The 18,684-nt window shown below is 61.3% G+C and carries 16 protein-coding genes and 1 riboswitch; of the genes, 6 read left to right on the top strand and 10 right to left on the bottom strand.

The annotated features are described in order from the left end of the window. Window positions 1-35: 35 nt before the first annotated feature. The 5 genes from AC07Y0_RS19715 to AC07Y0_RS19695 form a co-directional block, all read right to left on the bottom strand. The gene (locus AC07Y0_RS19715; protein WP_498679377.1) at window positions 36-1,664 is read right to left on the bottom strand and encodes a GMC family oxidoreductase; all 1,629 of its coding nucleotides are present in this window, start codon (window positions 1,662-1,664) and stop codon (window positions 36-38) included. 3 nt (window positions 1,665-1,667) lie between these two features. Beyond that, window positions 1,668-2,606, bottom strand: coding sequence for an aldose 1-epimerase (locus tag AC07Y0_RS19710; RefSeq protein ID WP_498679376.1), 939 nt, complete (start codon window positions 2,604-2,606; stop codon window positions 1,668-1,670). A 5-nt stretch (window positions 2,607-2,611) separates the two neighbouring features. Next, window positions 2,612-3,613 (bottom strand): ABC transporter permease, encoded by a 1,002-nt coding sequence (locus tag AC07Y0_RS19705; RefSeq protein WP_498679375.1) that lies wholly within the window; start codon window positions 3,611-3,613, stop codon window positions 2,612-2,614. 12 nt (window positions 3,614-3,625) lie between these two features. Further along, on the bottom strand, window positions 3,626-5,152 hold the full coding sequence (locus AC07Y0_RS19700) for a sugar ABC transporter ATP-binding protein (RefSeq protein ID WP_498679374.1): 1,527 nt from the start codon (window positions 5,150-5,152) through the stop codon (window positions 3,626-3,628). Window positions 5,153-5,273: 121 nt separating this feature from the next. Beyond that, entirely contained in the window at window positions 5,274-6,224 is a 951-nt protein-coding gene (locus AC07Y0_RS19695) for a substrate-binding domain-containing protein (protein ID WP_498680285.1), read from the bottom strand. Between the two features lie 409 nt (window positions 6,225-6,633). On the opposite strand from AC07Y0_RS19695, the gene AC07Y0_RS19690 reads away from it, so the two are divergent. Continuing rightward, on the top strand, window positions 6,634-7,398 hold the full coding sequence (locus AC07Y0_RS19690) for a FadR/GntR family transcriptional regulator (protein ID WP_498679373.1): 765 nt from the start codon (window positions 6,634-6,636) through the stop codon (window positions 7,396-7,398). A 489-nt stretch (window positions 7,399-7,887) separates the two neighbouring features. Here AC07Y0_RS19690 and AC07Y0_RS19685 read toward each other — a convergent pair whose 3' ends face one another. The 5 genes from AC07Y0_RS19685 to AC07Y0_RS19665 all read right to left on the bottom strand — a co-directional run bounded on the left by AC07Y0_RS19685 (window position 7,888) and on the right by AC07Y0_RS19665 (window position 13,012). Further along, window positions 7,888-8,673, bottom strand: a complete 786-nt coding sequence (locus AC07Y0_RS19685; protein ID WP_498679372.1) for an SDR family NAD(P)-dependent oxidoreductase — start codon at window positions 8,671-8,673, stop codon at window positions 7,888-7,890. A gap of 51 nt (window positions 8,674-8,724) precedes the next feature. Beyond that, window positions 8,725-9,675: a sugar-binding transcriptional regulator gene (locus AC07Y0_RS19680; protein ID WP_498679371.1), complete on the bottom strand. Its 951-nt coding sequence runs from the start codon at window positions 9,673-9,675 to the stop codon at window positions 8,725-8,727. Between the two features lie 22 nt (window positions 9,676-9,697). Continuing rightward, entirely contained in the window at window positions 9,698-11,164 is a 1,467-nt protein-coding gene (locus tag AC07Y0_RS19675; protein WP_498680284.1) for an FGGY family carbohydrate kinase, read from the bottom strand. A gap of 70 nt (window positions 11,165-11,234) precedes the next feature. Continuing rightward, window positions 11,235-12,203 carry a transketolase family protein gene (locus AC07Y0_RS19670; protein WP_498679370.1) on the bottom strand — a complete coding sequence of 323 codons (969 nt, stop codon included), beginning with the start codon at window positions 12,201-12,203 and terminating at the stop codon, window positions 11,235-11,237. After that, on the bottom strand, window positions 12,203-13,012 hold the full coding sequence (locus AC07Y0_RS19665) for a transketolase (RefSeq protein ID WP_498679369.1): 810 nt from the start codon (window positions 13,010-13,012) through the stop codon (window positions 12,203-12,205). The genes AC07Y0_RS19670 and AC07Y0_RS19665 overlap by 1 nt, the downstream gene beginning before the upstream one ends. Before the next feature lie 204 nt (window positions 13,013-13,216). Between AC07Y0_RS19665 and AC07Y0_RS19660 the strand changes: the two genes are divergently transcribed. The 5 genes from AC07Y0_RS19660 to ribB all read left to right on the top strand — a co-directional run bounded on the left by AC07Y0_RS19660 (window position 13,217) and on the right by ribB (window position 18,626). Next, window positions 13,217-14,191: an ABC transporter permease gene (locus AC07Y0_RS19660; RefSeq protein ID WP_498679368.1), complete on the top strand. Its 975-nt coding sequence runs from the start codon at window positions 13,217-13,219 to the stop codon at window positions 14,189-14,191. Window positions 14,192-14,309: 118 nt separating this feature from the next. After that, window positions 14,310-15,245: a substrate-binding domain-containing protein gene (locus AC07Y0_RS19655; protein ID WP_498679367.1), complete on the top strand. Its 936-nt coding sequence runs from the start codon at window positions 14,310-14,312 to the stop codon at window positions 15,243-15,245. Window positions 15,246-15,266: 21 nt separating this feature from the next. Beyond that, window positions 15,267-16,760: a sugar ABC transporter ATP-binding protein gene (locus tag AC07Y0_RS19650; protein WP_498679366.1), complete on the top strand. Its 1,494-nt coding sequence runs from the start codon at window positions 15,267-15,269 to the stop codon at window positions 16,758-16,760. Window positions 16,761-16,778: 18 nt separating this feature from the next. Further along, window positions 16,779-17,567 carry an SDR family oxidoreductase gene (locus AC07Y0_RS19645; protein ID WP_498679365.1) on the top strand — a complete coding sequence of 263 codons (789 nt, stop codon included), beginning with the start codon at window positions 16,779-16,781 and terminating at the stop codon, window positions 17,565-17,567. A 164-nt stretch (window positions 17,568-17,731) separates the two neighbouring features. Next, a riboswitch (FMN riboswitch) is annotated at window positions 17,732-17,876 on the top strand. A 114-nt stretch (window positions 17,877-17,990) separates the two neighbouring features. Further along, window positions 17,991-18,626 (top strand): 3,4-dihydroxy-2-butanone-4-phosphate synthase, encoded by a 636-nt coding sequence (ribB, locus tag AC07Y0_RS19640; protein ID WP_498679364.1) that lies wholly within the window; start codon window positions 17,991-17,993, stop codon window positions 18,624-18,626. Window positions 18,627-18,684: the final 58 nt, after the last annotated feature.

Here is an 18,684-nt window from a genome sequence, read left to right as displayed (position 1 = left end):
AAACGGTCTGGACGGATGCGCGCATTGTCCGGCCATCATGAGAGAAGGAGGTCGGCGGCCTTGGCGGCCGCGCCGAGAACCGCGGCATTGGTATTGCCGCTGACGATGGTAGGCATGATCGACGCATCGATGATCCGGAGGCGCTCGACGCCGCGCACTTTCAAATCGGGCGTCAGGACCGCGCCCTCATCCCCGTCATGGCCCATTTTGCACGTGCCGACTGGATGATACCCGGTCTTGACCGTGCGCCTGCAGTGATTGGCGATCGCCTCGTCGCTGGTGACATCAGTTCCGGGGAAGATCTCCTTGTCGATCAGCTCGCGCATCGGTGAGGCGACAAGCACCGAGCGGGCAAACCGGAAGCTGGCGATCGTCAGGCGCAGATCGTCCGGATGAGTGAATATCTGTGTATCGACCACCGGATTCGCCAAGGGATCGGCGGAAGCGAGCGTAACGCTGCCGCGCGCCTTGGGCCGCAACAGCAGCGAGTTGATGGTGACGCCATCGCCCGGATCGGTGCCCATGACGTCGCGGTCGAGATAGACGGTCGGAACACAGAACATCTGGATCGTCGGCTCGGCATTGTTGCCGTCCGGATCATAGAAGGCGCAGGTTTCAACACCGGTCGTTGTGACGGGACCCGTCTTGAACAGCAGATATTGCAGCCCCGCCTTGATCATCGGCCAGCCGCGATCGGCACCGTAATAGCCGAAGGAGCCTTTCGTGGTCGCCACGACCGGGCATTCATAGTGGTCCTGCAGGTTCCGGCCGACGCCCGGCAGAGAAACCGCCGTCCTGATCCCGTGGCGGGCAAGCTCGTCCTCTGGTCCGATCCCCGACAGCATCAGCAGTTTCGGCGTCTGATAGGCGCCGGCTGCAAGAATGACCTCGGCACCGGCAAGTGCCTGTTTCTTCGAGCCGTTCTGAAGATAGTCAACACCAACCGCCTTGCCATTGTCCATGAGGATGCGCGTCACGATCGCCTCCGTTTCGACGGTCAGCAGCGGATCGTTCATCACCGGCGCCAGAAAGGCATCGACCGCGCTGCAACGGCGGCGGGTTTCCCAGTCCATGGTGTGCTGCATGAAGCCGACACCGAACTGTTCGGCACCGTTGAAATCCGGATTAAATGGAATGCCCATAGACTGCAGGGTCTTGATATAGGTGCGCGTCATCGGGCTGGTGTGACCAAGATTGGAAATCTTCAGCGGGCCACCGACACCGTGAAATTCGCCCCCGAGATGATCATTGTCTTCCTGCGCCTTGAAATAGGGCAGAAGATCCCGATAGGACCAGGCACCGGTATTCACCGATCCCGGCCGGGTGACCGCCGCGTTCCAGCGATCATAATCGGCGGCCTGGCCGCGCATGTAGACCATGGCATTGACGGTGCTGCCGCCGCCCAGAACCTTGCCCTGCGGCACGATCGGACCACGACCGTTCAACTGCTCCTGCGGCTTGGTCTGATGCATGGACAAATAGGTGTCCTTGGCCAGAAACTTCATGTAACCGGCTGGAAAATGCATGATCGGGTTGGCCTTGCGCGGACCACGCTCCAGGATCAGCACGCGCGCCCTGCCCCTCGTAACCAGCTGGGCCGCCACGACGCAGGCGGAACTGCCGCCGCCGATAATGATATAGTCGTAAGTCTTTCCTGCAGCCATGTCTCAGTCTCCAGCCAACGCAAAGGCGGTGCTGTCTTCATTCAATAAAAGCGGAATGGCTTTGAGGCGGATACCGCCTTCGAGCGTCTCGCCCGGCGACAGGACTTTCAGGTCGCCGAGTTCCGGTAGCTGATGGCCGTTGGCCAGATGCGACATTGGTTCGAAACAGAAATAGTCCCGCTGGAAAGCCGGATCGAAGCTCGTGTCAGACACGAAGACGAAAGCATGGCGAAACAGCGGATCAGCCGTCAGGGAGAGCTTGACGCCACGCTCCGGCCAGGTGACTTCGGCTTCGCCGCACCACTCCTCAAAGCCGTTATTCACCCAATGATGCGGCAAACCCATCGGCTCACTGAAATCGACATCCCCTGGAATTGTGGTAGCTTCGCCGGGCAGCCAGTCCGCCACTTCCGTCCAGTATTTGCGCGCCGGCGCAAACAGCGTGGTCATCGGCGTCATCGGGAAATAGGGATGCCAGCCGAGGCCGAAGGGCAGCGCCTCCTCGCCCGTATTGGTGACGGATAAGCTGAGAGCCAGGGCATCATCCTCCTGCAGGGTGAAGCACTGTATCGCCGAATAACTATAGGGCGTCGTAGCACTGGCCGTCTGGTCAAAGGCAAGCGCGACGGACCGCGCATCCTGCCTTTCAATGCGCCACTCCCCCTGCCAGCCATCGCCATGCAGATAGTGCCTGTCCCAGTCCGTATTCGGCTCGAAGCGATAATCGCGCCCATCAAAACGAAATTGGTTGTCCTTCACCCGGTTACCGAACGGCACGAGCGGATAGCAACCCACCTGCAACGGCCCCGCATCATCGCCCGGCGCTTCCCGCAGGAGCGGCACGCGCGCACCCTCGCGCTCCCACCAGAAACCAAGAACGATGCCGCCCTTGGTGGAGATACGCGCTGACATGGTGCGGGTGTTCAGATCGACCATGGACATGGTCTTCACCCCTTGTTGCGCATGGCACTGCGCTTGATCGCCTGGATATTGGCGAGCACCGCGACGACGATGATGAGACCGCGCACGACCTGCTGGAAGAAGGGGTTGATGCCCAAAAGCACGAGGCCGTTTCCGATCAGCGTGATGACGAGCACGCCCAGCAGCGTGCCCAGCATGGAGCCGCGACCACCAGAAAGCGCCGTGCCGCCAACGACCACGGCTGCGATGACATCGAATTCGAGACCACTGGCCGCCGTTGCATTTCCCGATCCCAGGCGCGACAGGAGGAGGATGCCGGAAATGGCAGCCATGGCACCGGCAATGGCAAACAGGGCGACGCGGATACGGGCGACATTGATGCCGCTCAGGAACGCGGCATGCGGATTGCCGCCGATGGCAAATACCGAGCGACCAAACGCGGTCTTGCGGCTGACAAAGGCGAAGACGGCAAACAGCACCAGCATGACGATGGCCGCCGGCGGAACGCCGAGGATCGGCCGATCCAGCATATCGACGATATCGTTTCGGCCAATCGAAACCGGCAAGGCATCGGTGACGAACAGCGCCGTGCCGCGCAACGCACTCCAGAGGCCCAGCGTGCCGACAAAGGAGGGAACATCAAAATAAGCGCGCAGGATGCCGGCAATCGACGCCAGCGCCGCGCCGATGGCAATCGCGAAGACGAAGGCGGCGGGCGTCGGGACACCCCATTGCAGCAGATAGGCAAGCGCTACCGAGATGAAAGCCACCATCGGACCGACGCTCACGTCGATTTCGCCAGAAATGATGATCAGCGTTGCCGCCCAGGCTGCGATGCCAATCGTTGCCGCATCGCGCAGGATATTGATCTGGTTGTTGAATGTCATGAAGCCGCCGGCAGTCGCCGTAAAGACGATGTAAAGCAGGGCAATCGCGACGAAGAGGCTCACTTCGTTCATATGCTGCGCAAACCCGCCGCGTCGCCGCGGTGCGGATTGAAGCGTCGTGACTGCCTTTTCGAAGGACATGCGTATTCTCCGTCAATGACCGGCGATGCAGGCGGCCATGACGGCGTCCTGATCGATATCGGGCGATGTAAACTCTTCCTTCAGCGTGCCCTCGCGCAGCACGACGACACGGTCGCAGACAAGCGGCAGTTCTTCGATCTCGCTGGAGACGAAGATGATGCTGCGCCCTTCGGCGGCAAGCTGGCGGATGATGGCGTAGATCTGGGCCTTGGCCTCGACATCGACGCCACGCGTCGGCTCGTCGAGGAGAAGAATGCGGCTGTCGGCATGAACCCAGCGCCCGATGACGACTTTCTGCTGGTTGCCGCCAGACAGTGTACCGATCGGCGTATCGGTCTGCGCCGTTTTCACGTGAAGACGCTGAATGACCTTGCGGGTCGCATCGGCCATGCGCCGCGCCGACAGGACGCCATAGCTGCTGACGGCCGAGAAATCCGTGGAAACCGTGTTCTCATCGACGCCCAGAAGCGGCACAATGCCCTCTTCCTTGCGGCTTTCCGGCGTATAGCCGAAACCGGCATCGAGCATCTGGCGATAGTTCGGCCGCCTGGCAGGCTTGCCATCGACCATCACCGTGCCGGCATCAAAGCTGCGAACACCGATGATCGACTGCAGGAGTTCCGTGCGCCCGGAGCCCAGCAATCCGGCAATTCCCAAAACCTCGCCCTGGTGTAGCTTGAAGGAGATCGATGACAGCTTGGGCGGCAGGGAGAGGTCAGAGACTTCAAGAACGACGGTCTTTCGTGTCCTGGTTTCAAGAGGTGCGACCTGCCCGGCCTCCGAACCCAGCATAAGCCGGACGATGTCGCGGGTATCGGCACCGGCGACATCCATGGTGTCGATAATGCGTCCATCACGCATGACCGTCGCCGACCGGGCGATCTGACGGATCTCATTCATCCGGTGGCTGACATAGATGACAGCGATCCCCTCGCTGGCGATCCGCTTGACGGCAGTCATGACCTTTTCGGCTTCGGCGGCAGCCAGCGAACTGGTGGGCTCGTCGAGAATGACGAGTTTCGGCTTTCCAAGCAGCACGCGCGCGATTTCGAGCAATTGGCGTTCGGCGGGGCTGAGACCGGCCACAAGCCGTGAGGGCGACAGGTCGAGACCGAGCCTTGCCATGGCCTCCGCTGCCTGCGCTTCCATGTCGGCGTAACTCAGGACACCGGCCTTGGCTGGCCAACGCCCGAGAAACAGATTTTCGGCAAGAGACATGCCGGGTACGAGGCTGAGTTCCTGATAGACGACGCGCACGCCGAGTTCGAAGGATTCCTGTGCACGCGCTGACCCTGCCTGCGTGAGCTCCGCGCCGCCAATACGAACCGAGCCGGTGTCTGGAACTTCGGCACCTGTGAGCAAGCGGATAAGCGTGGATTTTCCGGCACCGTTTTTGCCGAGCAGAGCACGAACTTCACCAGCAGCGACGTCAAAGCTGACATTGTCGAGCGCCAGTACGCCGGGATAGCGCTTGGTACAGCCTTCGATCGAGGCGATAATCGCCCGGGCAGAGCCTTGGCTGGCCGCAGAATACGTCATGACTGAGCCTGTTCAGGAATTGATCGGCTAATACACTGGAAGAAAGGCCCGGCCAGCCGGACTAAAAGTCCGTCTGGCCGGGTAGGTCAAGCACATCGCCACACGAGCGACGCTTGGGAGATCAGGGGATGCCGTCAGCATGGGCTTCAAGCCATGCCTTGCCGGATTCCGACGTGCGATAGAGATCGATGTCATATGGCACCTTGATTTCAGCAGGAGCCTGCCCGTCGATCGACTTGATCGCCTGTGCGAGCGCCAGCTTGCCAAGGCCCTGGCCGGAGATATCGACGACGGCCTTGATGACTGTAAAGTCAACAAGCTCCTGGGCAATCTCGGCAGTCATGTCGCCACCGAAGACCACAGTCTTGCCAACGTGGCCTTGGCTTTTCACTGCCCGCGCTGCGCCCAGCGTGGCACCACCGGCTTCACCGAAGAAGGCATCGAGATCCGGATGGGACGACAGCATGGTACTGGCAACGGAGACGGCCTTGTCGAGCGTCGCGCCTTCCTGATTGTCAACGATCTTGGCGCCCGGCACCTTGGCCATCAGCGCCTCCTCGAAGCCCTTGCGACGAATGACGCAGACTTCGACGAATTCGCAGTTGAGGACGGCGATTTTCGGCGCATCCTTCTTTTCCGCAAGGAAGTAGTCGGCAGCCGCATCGCCCAGCTTGAAGCCAAAGTCATAGGGGTCGCCGACGGCATAGGCCGAGACGAATTCCTTCATGTCCTTTTCACCAAGGCAGGTGTTGTAGCAGACAACGGGAATGCCGGCGTCATGGGCGCGTTGAATCGCGCGGTATGACCCATCAGCCGAAACCGGCGAAACGATGATTGCCTGGACGCCCGCGGAAATCAGCGAGTCGATGAAGGATGACTCCTTGCCAACGTCACCTTGCGCATTGGTCTCGATGATATCGAGCCTTCGGCCCGCATCCGCAGCGCCGGTCTGGATGCCTTTGCGAACGCCGGCATAGAAGCCCTGCGCATCCATATAGATCGCACCCACCTTCAGGTCTTTATCCTGCGCCGAAACAGGCCCGGCAACCAGCCAAACGGCGCCGAGCGTCATTGCCGTCAAAGCGGCAGTCTTTATGAGCTTCATGTGCTCCTCCCAATGAAATCGAATTTCAAGATGCGCAACCGGGACCGGCGGCAATCCCGCGCCTCAAGCGGAACACATGCAAAATATCGTTCGTATTACCATTGTCAATATAAATAGGATTTATTTTTTTTCAACGACCGCAAGGCGCATGCCTTTCAGCTTGGGTCATCACTTGATGTTCAGCAGAACCTTTCCCATTAAACCCAATTTTTCAATATTTTGGATCGCAGAATGCTGGATGGAAATCCACGCGGCCGCCCACAAAACCTCTTGATATAAATAGTATTTATTTTAGAATGACCGCCATTGCGTCACCATGTGCGTCGATGGACGGACCTTTCGAGGTCGATCGCCAGGCCGACTAAAGGAGAATCGAATGACAGTTGCACGAACGGCGGGGATGGTGTCGGCCAACGGCTTTCCCATTGCCGACAGCGGCAAGCGAAGCGTTCGCGAAGCTCTGCTCCAGCAGCTCGTGGACATGATCGTTTCCGGTGAGATGGCTGAAGGATCGATTTTGCCCAACGAGACGGAACTGACCGAAAAATTCAACGTCAGCAGGACGACGTTGCGGGAAGCCATGCAATATCTGTCTGCGCTTGGCATTGTCCGCTCGCGCACCCGTGCTGGCACGACGATCCTGCCCAGGGAAAACTGGAATTATCTGGATCCGCTGGTGCTGGATGCCACGCTCAAATTCGGGGCCGACGAGCATTTTTACCTGTCGCTGATCGATGCCCGCCAGTTGCTGGAGCCCGCCGCCGCCGCCCAGGCAGCCGCCAATGCAACGGCACGCCAACTTTTCCAGATATCCAAGGCCTTCGAGGAAATGGTGGAGGCCAATGCGCGCGATACCGAAGAGTGGAGCCGCGCGGATCTCGACTTTCACACCGCCATCATCAATGCGAGTGGAAACTGGGTCTACCGGCAGTTTGCAACAGCAATACGCGCCGCATTGCTGGCCAGCTTCCGATTGACCAACCGCGCCAGCCAGTCCCATGAACAAGCCATCATCAAGCATCAGGATGTGCTGGAGGCCATCAGAATGCGTCAACCGGAAGCTGCTAAACATGCCATGGAGCAGCTTATTGGAGTTGCGCGAATCGAGATCGCCGAGGCTTTGCGAAACATTCGTTTGTGAGCCCCGGTAGCCAAGACACTGAGACGGTGGTTACCGAGTCCATCGCCTGACAAATGGCGTAGCGTGGAGCCCGAGAGTCTGCGTTTCCACGTTGCCCGCCTTGAAAGGATATGAACCATCGACCAGGTCGTGGGGATGTGCGAGGCGTTGAAACAACTAAACAAATTCCTCGGCGATCGACATAAAACGCAGCCGCTTCAGGAAGCCGGCCTGGCCCTGCTCCAGAGAGTGTTCCCAGCGCGGTTTGTAAAGAAGACAGATTCCGGGGCGCCAGGAGCTGTGTGGAAAGATAGCTGGGGACCCCGCGATCAATGACAGTTTCGGGGCCGGGGAGCGGAATGGCAAACTTAAGGAAGCAAAGCGGGATTGTCATCGTGCTCGGCAACCAGCAGACCGGCTATTCCAAGCCCACAACTGCGAAACGGCGCATCAGACCAGCCCCTTGGCATTGCGCTGTAAGACAGAACACTGCGCCTGCCGACGGTCTCTTCACGACATGATGAGCCCACCGTCGACGTTGATCGTCTGACCGGTGATGTAGGCAGCATCGGCAGACGCCAGGAAGGCGACGAGTGCGCCGACTTCGGCGGGCGTGCCGGCGCGGCCCATCGGGATGCCCTCGACCCATTCGGCCATCAGTTCGCCCGGGCCATAGTCGCCGAGCATCTTGCCCCAGACACGATCGTTATAGTCCCACATTTCGGTATGGATGATGCCGGGGCAGATCGCGTTGACAGTGATGCCTTCCTTCGCCAGTTCCTTGGCGAGGCTCTGGGTCAAACCGACAACGCCGAATTTCGACGCGGCATAATGGGGCGTGTAGATGAAACCCTGACGGGCCTGGCCGGATGCCGTGTTGATCAGGCGTCCGTTCGTGCCACTGGCGCGAAAGCGCGCGACCGCCTCCTGGCAGCAGAGGAAGACGCCCTTGGTGTTGACGTCGAGATTGAGGTCCCATTCGGACTCACTCAAATCCTCGATTTTCGCGATGGTGATCACACCGGCATTCTGTACCGAGACGCTCAGCGGTCCCAGGCGTGCTTCCGCCTCGGCATAGGCCTCCCGAACTGCGGAGGCCTTCGTAACGTCGAGTTGGAGTCCAAGGACTTGGGCGCCGGTCTCTCCGGCGAGCCGCAAGGCCACCTCGGCTGTATCAGCCTCAATCGCCGCAATCGCGACCTTCGCCCCCTCTTCGGCGAAACGCCGGGCAATGCCCAGCCCGATTCCCTTGTTGCCACCGGTGACGAAAACGGCCTGTCCGGAAAAACGCTGCATGGTCGACTCCTCCTGTTTGCAGTCGTTCCGACAATCCGCCCCTACGGAGCATCAGGCTGTCAGTCGCGCTGCCGTAAACTTGTCCGTGACGAAGACGTTTATGATGCCCATCCTGAGAGCACCTGCGATCGCCTCTGTCTTCGATTCGCCGCCGGCCAAGGCCATGACGCGATCGGCCTTGCGCAAATCCTCGAGCGAAATGCCGATGACCCGTTCGTTGAGCGGGGTCTCGACCGGCCTGCCCTCGCGGTCATAGAAGCGGAACGAAATCTCGCCGACGGCGCCGGCATCGTGCAGCATGGCCATTTCCTGGCGGGAGAAGACGTTGCCGGAGCGGGCCAGCAGTTCCGAGGGTTCGACGGCACCAATGCCGATGATCGCCAGCGTCAGACGGCCGAAGAGATCCATCGTGCCGCGGACCACGGGGTCGGCCAGCATTACCAGTTTCGCCTCCCGCGATGAGGTGATGCCCTGGACGAGGAGCAATCGCGGCTCGCCACCAGTCAGCTTCGCAAGCCGGGCGGTCAACTGGGTCGCATGCGTCTGGACCGAGGCCTCGCCCATGCCACCGAGGATCTGGACAATGTATTTGGCGCGGCCGGTCTTCAGCGGGTGGATATTGTCCACCATGCGCAGGATGGTCTGGCTCCAGCTTGAGACGCCGATGATTTCGTCCTGCTGCAGAGTGACCTCGACGAAATGCGCCGCCGCCTCGCCGATACGGGCCATGATCGCGCCGTCGCGATCCTCGGAACAGTCGATGACAATTGCCTCGGTCAGGCCGTAGCGTTCACGCAGAGCCGTTTCCAGGTCTGCGAAGGTTCCCGGTGGCGGAATGATCGTGGTGCGAACAATCCCTTCCATCTCGGCACGCTTCAACATCCGCGAAACGGTTGCCTGTGACATGTGCATGATCTCTGCGATTTCTGCCTGCCGCTTGCCCTCGGCGTGATACATCTGCGCGACGCGGGCGATAAGTCGAAGCTCGTTGAGTCGTCCCATGAACCCTCCAATGGGTGAATTTTTATTCACCCATAGATGAAGTCACGGGAACGGTCGAGCGGAAGATTGCGTCCTGCCAGGTGGCAAGACGTGTCGCGGTGTCCGTTGGCTTCGGCTCGAGCACCGCAGTCTTCCGGGGTAACGCCCTGACGGTGTCCAGACCATCCCAGAGACCGAGGGTGAGGCCCGCGAGATAGGCGGCCCCGAGCGCCGATGCTTCGGCGGCGTCACACTGGATCACCGGATGCCCCAGTGTGTCTGCAACGCACTGCATCAGGAAGCTATTCTTACTCGGTCCACCATCGACAAACAGGCGACCTAGCGCAGTCGGCGACTGGGCCGCCATGGCCTTGAACACGTCATGAACCTGGAAGGCGATCGAGTCGGTCACCGCACGCGCCATCTGCGCCCGTGTCGTGTTGAAGGTGATTCCGGAGAAGAGCGCCCGCGCATCGGCATGCCAATAGGGCGCACCGAGACCGACGAAGGCCGGGACGAAGCCTGGGCCCTGAGGTTCCGCCGTCTCGGCAAGCTCAATCAGCGTCTGCACGTCCGGCAGGCCGAGGATGTCCGCCATCCACGGCAGCGAGGCGGCCGAGACCAGAATGTTCCCCTCGAATGCGTAGGTAGGCTTGCCACCGAGCGACCAGGCGATCGTCGTGGTGATGCCGTTCTGCGGCGCTATGAAGTGCGGCAGGGTCGTCATGATCGATGAGCCGGTGCCGAAGGTGACCTTTCCGTCGCCGGGCGCAAAGGCACCATGACCGAAGAGAGCTGCGTGGCTATCTCCGATCGCTGCGGCGATCGGGATGCCGTCCGGCAGGCCGGGGACACCGAAGATTTCGCCAAATCGGCAGGCACTGTCGCGAACCTCCGGCAAGAATGCCTTCGGCACCCCGAACAGATCGCAGAGTTCGTCACTCCAGGCCGAGCGCGTCAGGTCGAGGAGCTGGCTGCGAGCCGCGTTCGAGGCGTCACAGGCGTGCACCCGTCCGCCTGTGAGCCGGTGGATCAGCCAGGAATCGATCGTACCGAGACGCACCTGCCGACCGCGAGGGGCACGGTCGAGCAGCCATCTCATCTTCGGTCCCGGGAACATCGGATCGATCGGCAAGCCGGTGAGCGCTTCGACGCGTGCGGAATGTCCGGCGGCATTGAGCTCGGCGCAGACGGGGGCGCTGCGGCGGCACTGCCAGCTGATGACCGGGCCGAGCGGCTCCCCGGTTTCACCGTCCCAGATGGTCACCGATTCACGCTGGTTGGAAATGGCAATCCCGGCAATGGTCGCGGCAGGCGCGGCGGCGAGACATGCGGCAATCGCCTCCAACACGGATCCCCAGACGCGCTCGGGGCTCTGTTCGACCCAGCCTGGCTGGGGATGGGAAATCCCGACGGGAGAAGTGCCGCGCGCCACGATCTCGCCCTCGGTCGAGACGAGCACGGCCTTCGAGTTGGTGGTTCCCTGGTCGATGGCGAGAATGGCGGTGATCATGTGGGCTCCGAATGCTGCAGGATGCCGCCCATCATCATGGCGGCATCCCAATATCTTTTGGCAGCTGTTAGCTGCGGCCGCTCTTACGCACCAGCAGTTCTTCCGCTGCCGTGGCCATCGCCTCGGGCGACATGCCGAATTCGTCGAGCAGGAACTCTGCCGATCCGGTCGGCGCGAAGATGCCCGGCACACCGAGGATCTTCATCGGCACGGGCGCCTCCGCCACGACGACTTCCGCCACGGCGGATCCGAGGCCACCATAGACCGAATGTTCCTCGGCCGTCAGGATCGCGCCCGTGTCGCGCGCGGCGGATACGATGCTGTCGACATCGATCGGACGCACGGTCGCCATGTTGAGAACACGCGCCTCGATACCGCGGGCGGAAAGGATTGCGGCAGCCTTCATCGCCCGGTGGGTCAGGGTGCCATTGGCAATCAGGGTCACGGCATCTCCGTCGCGCAGGCGGTTCGCCTTGCCCAGTTCGAAGACGTGGCCCGGCTGCAGCAGATCCGGAACACCCACGCGCGACAGCCGGAGAAAAACCGGCCCCTCGTAGCGGGCGGCCCATTCGACGGCCGCTGCCGTCTCGATCGAATCGCAGGGCGCAACTACCGGAAGATTGGGCAGCACCCGCATCCAGGCGAAGTCTTCGATCGAATGATGCGTCGGGCCCAGTTCGCCATAGGCCATGCCCGACGAGATGCCGACCAGTTTCACGTTGGCGTTCGAATAGGCGATGTCGGCCTTCACCTGCTCAAGCGAGCGACCGGTAAGAAAGCATGAAGCGCCGCAGACGAAAGGCAGGAGACCGCCGTTCGCAAGTCCGGCGCCGACGCCGACCATGTTCTGCTCGGCGATGCCGACATTGACCAGGCGTTCGGGCCATTTGGACTTGAAGCCGCCGAGTTTCGAGGAGCCGACGGAGTCATTGCACACGGCGACGACTTTCGAGTTTTCGGCACCCAGGCGCTCCAACACCGCCACGAAGGCGTCGCGGCAGTCATGCAGTTTTTCTGTGATGGTCACGGCGTTCATCAAAGCACCTCCGAGAGCTCGGCCAAGGCGATCTTGTATTGTTCGGCATTCGGCACCTTGTGATGCCAATCCACCTTGTCCTGCATGAAGGAAATCCCATGCCCCTTGTTCGTGTGGGCGACGATGCAATGCGGGCGAGCAGACCGATGCTGAAGTGCCGGGACGATTTCGGCCATCGCGTTGCCGTTGATTTCCGTGACATCCCAGCCGAAAGCCGAAAGCTTGGCGCCGAACGGCGCCATGTCGTTGGTGTCGCTCAGGGCGGCACCCTGCTGGAAACGGTTGTGGTCAATGATCAGGGTCAGGTTGTCGAGGCCGAACTGGGCGGCTGACGAAATCGCTTCCCAGTTGGAGCCCTCCTGCATCTCGCCGTCACCGGTCAGCACATAGGTGTGGTAGGCGGCGCCGGTGAGCTTGGCGGCCTTCGCCATCCCGACCGCGACCGGCAGGCCATGCCCGAGAGGCCCGGTGTTGGTCTCGACGCCCGGAACCTTGTTGCAGTTCGGATGTCCATTGAGACGCGAATGAGGCTTCAGGAAGGTTGATATCTCGTCCTCAGGAAAGAAGCCGCGTTTCGCGAGCGTCACGTAAAGTGCCAGGGCGACATGCCCCTTCGACAGCACGAAGCGGTCCCGTTCCGGGTGTTTGGGCTGATCGGGCCAGATTCTCAGAACCTGGAAAAACAGCGCCGTCAGGATGTCGATCGCCGACATCTCACCGCCGATATGGCCAGCGCCAGCTTCGTAAACCGCCTGAAGATCGCGCAGGCGTATCTGCCTCGCAATGCGGTCGAGATCATTTGGCTGCATGGAAACCTCATCGTGAATAAATATACCGTACGTCATATAATTGCATCTCATCTTCTCCTGTCAAGCCGGGCGCCGGGAATTAATTCTCGGACGCATCGAGAATCGACAGTTGACAGCCCAAGGATCCTTGCGATACGAATTTACACACAGTAGTGAATATTTATACCGTCGATCGACAAGCCGGTATCAGCATGGGAGGAGTGGATGTCGGTATCAGCGACAGACCAGGAGCGCGGCGCAGGTGCGAATGCCCTGTCGGCACTGAGGGGGACGACCGGCCCGTTGATCGGGCTCATCCTCCTGTGCATCTTTCTCTCGTTCGCCACCGACAAATTCATGTCGGCCCGTAACCTTCTCAACGTCCTCGACCAGATCACCGTCCTCGGCATCATGGCCGTGGGGATGACCATGGTGATCCTGATCGGCGGCATCGACCTGGCCGTTGGTTCGGTTCTCGCCCTGACGATGATGGTGATGGGCTATCTGGCCAATCAGGTGGGCCTTCCTTTACCCGTGGGCATCCTGATCGCCTTGGGAGTTGCAGCCGCAACGGGCGCAATATCCGGCATACTCATAACGGCGCTCGGGGTGCCGGCCTTCATCGCCACGCTTGCGATGATGTCGGTGGCGCGCGGCCTCGCCAACATGATCACCGACGGACAGCAGATCGTCGGCTTCCCCTCATGGTTCAGCCTCCTGGCCTATACCCGTTACGGCGGCTTCCTGACACTGACCGTGGCCGTGATGCTGGTCGTCTTCGTGCTCGGCTGGATCTATCTGCGCTACACCTCGGGCGGTCGCTCGCTCTACGCGATCGGCGGCAACCAGGAAGTCGCCCGACTCGCCGGCATCAGCGTCAGCCTCTACACGATCGGCGTCTATGTCGTCTCCGGTCTGCTTGCGGGTCTCGCGGGCGTGGTTCTCGCCATGCGCCTCGACTCGGTCCAGCCGACTGCCGGCGTCTCTTATGAACTCGACACCATTGCAGCCGTCGTCATCGGCGGAACGAGCCTCAGTGGAGGCAAAGGCGGCATTCTCGGAACCATCATCGGCGTCTTGATCATCGGCGTGCTGCGCAACGGCCTGAACCTTCTCGGGGTCTCGCCCTTCACGCAGGCCGTCGTCATCGGCGTCGTCATCGCACTCGCTGTCGCGGCTGAAGCCATCAAGAGGAAGTGACGCTTCGGCGACGCATCAGTTTGGCGGCAATGCCGCCAGTTCACCGCCGGGCAAATGCCAGGCAAACCTTCGGTCCTGCGATGGTAGCGGGGTCCCGAAACAACGGAGGAGATCTACCATGAAACTCAAGACCATGCTTCTGGCCGCCGCAGCGCTGGCGACGACTGCCCTGAACCCGCTCGGCGCGTCCGCCGAGGAGGTGAAGAAGATCGGGCTCGCCGTCTCGAACCTGCAGGCCGACTACTTCAACCAGATCAAGATCGGAGTCGAGGCCTATGCCAAGGAGAAGGGCATCGAGGTCATCACCGTTGACGCAAAGAACGACAGCGCGACCCAGGTCAGCCAGGTGCAGGACCTGTTGACGCAGGAAATCGACGCCTTCATCTATATTCCGGCTGGTGCTGCCGCTGCCGCCGTTCCAACGCGCCTTGCCAAGGAAGCAGGCATCCCGGTCGTCAACGTCGACCGCAATGCCGATGAAGCTCCCGGCGACACTTTCATCGCGACCGACAACGCCACCTCGGCTTATGAAGTCTGCAAGCACATCATCGGCCTTGCCGGTGGCAAGGGCAAAATGCTGATGATCCACGGCCAGAAGGGCACGACGCCGGAAGTCGAGCGTACCAAGGGCTGCCAGAAGGCGATCGGCGAAAACGCCGGCGTCGAACTCGTCGCCGAGCAGTGGAGCGAGCAGTGGTCGCAGGCCGAGGGCCTAAACATCGGCCAGAACCTGCTCCAGGCCCATCCGGACGTTTCGCTGATCTTCGCCCAGGCTGATGGTCTCGCACTCGGTGCTGCGCAGGCCGTGAAGGTGTCCGGCGTCTCGCAGCGCGTCTATGTCGGCGGCTTCGACGGCGACACGACGGCCCTGCCGATCCTTGCCCAGGGCGGCTTTGACGCGACCGCGACGCAGCAGGTCCGGGGCATCGGCCGTCTGGCCGTTGACAGTGCCATCAAGCTCGCAGCCGGCGAGAAGCTCCCAGCCGAACAGTTGCTTCCGGGCTTCCTGACCACGCCGGAAAACGCTGCAAAGTTCGTCGCCGAGCATCCCTGATCACGACCGGAAGACAGCGCCATGACTGCCAATGACCTGCCTCCCATCCTCTCGCTCCGGCAGATCCGCAAGGTCTACGGATCGCTCGAGGTCCTGCACGGCATCGACCTCGATGTGAGAGCGGGTGAAGTCGTGGCGCTGCTGGGTGAAAACGGTGCCGGAAAATCGACCCTTTCGCGGATCATTTCCGGCGCCGTTGAGCCTACCTCAGGCCAGATGACATGGTTCGGCGCGCCGTACGCGCCGGCCACCCCACGCGCCGCCATGGATGCGGGCGTCGGCATGATCCATCAGGAACTGAAGCTCCTGCCGCAATTGTCCATCGCCGAGAATGTCTTTGTCGGTCGCTACCTGACCAAGGGTGGACGCGTCGATCGCCAGGCCATGGAGGAACGGGCCCATGCCGGTCTCCAACGGCTCGGGCTCGACGTTTCACCGCGCCGTTTGGTCGAGGGATTGTCGACCGCCAAGCAACAACTGATCGAAATCGCCAAGGCAATGACCCTGAATGCCCGGTTGCTCGTTCTCGACGAGCCGACCGCCGCCTTGGGGGGCGAAGAGACCCAGCTTCTCTTCAGGCAGATCGAGCGCCTGAAGGCCGACGGCGTCGGCATCATCTACATATCCCACCGCTTGGAAGAGATCCGGCAGATCGCCGACCGCATCGTGGTGATGCGCGACGGCGCCAAGGTACAGGAATTCGATCGCGGCGACGTACCCGTCCGCACCATCGTCGAGGCCATGGTCGGCCGGTCGCTGGACCGGATGTTTCCGGCCGTCCCTGTTCCCGGTGAAGATGTCATGCTCGAGGTCCGCGGCCTCTCGTCCCCATCCGGGACGTTTCGCAATATCGACTTCGCGGTGAAGCGGGGCGAAGTCTTCGGGATTGCCGGCCTCGTTGGGGCCGGCCGCACCGAGCTCGTGCGCGCGATCACCGGCGCGGACCCGATCGCCACCGGTGAGGTCGTCCTCAATGGCAAGGTCATCACGCCGCGCTCACCGCGCGATGCGATCCGCAACGGCGTGGTTCTCGTGCCGGAAGACCGCAAACTCCAAGGCCTCGTCCTCGAACACTCGATCACGGAAAACATCGGCTACGCCAATTTTGATGCCGTTTCGAAGACGGGATGGGTGACGTCCAGGCGGCTTGGCGATTTCGCCGCCACCTACGTCAAGAGATTCGGGGTCAAGGGCCGCGGCGAGCAGAATGCCGGAGAACTCTCGGGCGGCAACCAGCAGAAAGTCGTGCTCGCCAAGTGGCTGGCGCGAAACCCCAAGGTGGTGGTTCTCGACGAGCCGACGCGTGGCATCGACGTCGGCGCGCGCTCCTCGATCTACGACACCATCATGGAACTGGCCCGCCAGGGCATCGCCGTCATCGTGGTCAGCTCGGATCTGGAGGAGGTCCTCGGCGTCTCCAACAGGATCATGGTGATGGCACAAGGAAAACAGGCGGGTATCCTCGACCGCGCCGACGCCAACGACGTGTCGGTCATGGAACTGGCCACGATCTGATTTGCAGGAGAAACATCCATGTCGGACATGACTTTGAACGCGCCGAAGCTCTTCGATCTTTCGGGCAACGTGGCGCTGGTGACGGGAGCCGGGAGCGGTATCGGCCAGCGGATTGCCATCGGCCTGGCACAATGCGGGGCGGATGTGGCACTTTTGGACCGCCGTACGGATGACGGCCTTTCGACGACCGCGCGTCATGTTCAGGCCGCTGGCCGCCGCAGTATCGAGATAGCGGCCGATGTCACCCAGGCAGCCGCGCTCAACGAAGCCGTTGCCCGGACGGAGGCAGAACTCGGGCCACTGACGCTGGCCGTCAACGCCGCCGGCATCGCGAATGCGAATCCGGCCGAGGAGATGGAAGAATCCCAGTTCCAGACGATGATGGACATCAATCTCAAGGGCGTCTTCCTGTCGTGCCAGGCCGAAGCGCGCGCCATGCTGAAGAACGGTCGCGGCTCGATCGTCAACATCGCCTCCATGTCGGGCGTCATCGTCAATCGCGGTCTGAACCAGTGCCATTACAACGCCTCGAAGGCCGGCGTGATCCACATGTCGAAATCGATGGCGATGGAGTGGGTGGGGCGCGGCATTCGCGTCAACACGATCAGCCCCGGCTACACTGCAACGCCGATGAACACGCGTCCGGAGATGGTGCATCAGACGAGACTGTTCGAAGAGCAGACCCCGATGCAACGCATGGCGACCGTCGACGAAATGGTCGGACCCGCCGTCTTCCTGCTTTCGGGCGCCGCGAGCTTCGTCACCGGGGTCGATCTCCTCGTCGACGGTGGTTTCTGCTGCTGGTGACAGCCCATCATAACGAAGGCCTCCCTAGCCTGCACGGTGCGTCATGCACCGTGCTTTTTTTTGTTTCGCGACGATCATCGGCGATGATTGCGACATCCAGCCGGCATTTTGCTGCGTTTGCCTAGTTTGCGCTTGAAAAACCGGTGGCTTCTCCCCTACCTTACCAGGGTTCTCAGGGCGGGGCGAAATTCCCCACCGGCGGTATCCGGCAATGCCGGGAGCCCGCGAGCGCTTTCACCTCGGTGAAAGGCAGCAGATCCGGTACGATGCCGGAGCCGACGGTTAAAGTCCGGATGAAAGAGAGCATCGGCATTGAGGCTCCCGTCGCGGGGGACCAATGTGCTGTGTTCGCCCAAGGGATGGATGGCGACCGCAAGGTCGTGGTTTGGCCGCAAATGCGGTAACCCTTGAAAGGCACTTGGAATGACACTTTCGACAATTGAAGACGCATTGGAAACCCTGGCGCAGGGCGGCATGGTCGTGGTCGTCGATGACGAGGATCGCGAGAACGAGGGCGACGTTATCGTCGCTTCCGATCATGTGACACCCGAGACCATCGCATTCATGATGAAGCATGCCCGCGGGCTGGTCTGCATCGCGATGGAAGGAGATCGGCTGGATGCGCTCGGCATCCCGCTGATGGTTCCGAACAACACGGAATACCTGAAGACGGCCTTCACCGTCTCAGTCGATTACATTCACGGCACGACGACGGGAATTTCCGCCGCCGATCGGGCCGCGACCGTGCGGGCATTGATGGACGAGACCTCGGCTCCAGACGATTTCGCCCGACCGGGGCACATTTTCCCGTTGCGTGCTCATCCGTCCGGAGTATTGGGACGCCCTGGACATACGGAGGCCGCGGTCGATCTCGCACGTCTCATCGGCACCAGACCGTCCGGCGTGATCTGCGAGGTCGCGAACGACGACGGCACCATGGCTCGTCTGCCCGACCTGATCGAGTTCTGCAAACTGCACGGTCTCCCCCTCATCTCGATTGAGGACCTCATCCGCTACAGGGCTCGCAACAATTTATCTGCGTCCGCTGTTGCCGCCTGAAACAGGGCTGCGTTGCTGTAGCAACCGTCAGAAGACTTCACTCTGTTCCGGCGACGCA

It is taken from the genome of Allorhizobium sp. GW101-3B10 (assembly GCF_059424725.1).
The sequence above is the reverse complement of the archived record's forward strand: the minus strand, read 5'-3'. Positions and strand labels throughout refer to the sequence as shown.

Coding starts and splice junctions, on each gene's coding strand:
- AC07Y0_RS19715 (WP_498679377.1), bottom strand. CDS start 1,664: ATGGCTGCAGGAAAGACTTACGACTATATCATTATCGGCGGCGGCAGT.
- AC07Y0_RS19710 (WP_498679376.1), bottom strand. CDS start 2,606: ATGTCCATGGTCGATCTGAACACCCGCACCATGTCAGCGCGTATCTCC.
- AC07Y0_RS19705 (WP_498679375.1), bottom strand. CDS start 3,613: ATGTCCTTCGAAAAGGCAGTCACGACGCTTCAATCCGCACCGCGGCGA.
- AC07Y0_RS19700 (WP_498679374.1), bottom strand. CDS start 5,152: ATGACGTATTCTGCGGCCAGCCAAGGCTCTGCCCGGGCGATTATCGCC.
- AC07Y0_RS19695 (WP_498680285.1), bottom strand. CDS start 6,224: ATGACGCTCGGCGCCGTTTGGCTGGTTGCCGGGCCTGTTTCGGCGCAG.
- AC07Y0_RS19690 (WP_498679373.1), top strand. CDS start 6,634: ATGACAGTTGCACGAACGGCGGGGATGGTGTCGGCCAACGGCTTTCCC.
- AC07Y0_RS19685 (WP_498679372.1), bottom strand. CDS start 8,673: ATGCAGCGTTTTTCCGGACAGGCCGTTTTCGTCACCGGTGGCAACAAG.
- AC07Y0_RS19680 (WP_498679371.1), bottom strand. CDS start 9,675: ATGGGACGACTCAACGAGCTTCGACTTATCGCCCGCGTCGCGCAGATG.
- AC07Y0_RS19670 (WP_498679370.1), bottom strand. CDS start 12,203: ATGAACGCCGTGACCATCACAGAAAAACTGCATGACTGCCGCGACGCC.
- AC07Y0_RS19665 (WP_498679369.1), bottom strand. CDS start 13,012: ATGCAGCCAAATGATCTCGACCGCATTGCGAGGCAGATACGCCTGCGC.
- AC07Y0_RS19660 (WP_498679368.1), top strand. CDS start 13,217: ATGTCGGTATCAGCGACAGACCAGGAGCGCGGCGCAGGTGCGAATGCC.
- AC07Y0_RS19655 (WP_498679367.1), top strand. CDS start 14,310: ATGAAACTCAAGACCATGCTTCTGGCCGCCGCAGCGCTGGCGACGACT.
- AC07Y0_RS19650 (WP_498679366.1), top strand. CDS start 15,267: ATGACTGCCAATGACCTGCCTCCCATCCTCTCGCTCCGGCAGATCCGC.
- AC07Y0_RS19645 (WP_498679365.1), top strand. CDS start 16,779: ATGTCGGACATGACTTTGAACGCGCCGAAGCTCTTCGATCTTTCGGGC.
- ribB (WP_498679364.1), top strand. CDS start 17,991: ATGACACTTTCGACAATTGAAGACGCATTGGAAACCCTGGCGCAGGGC.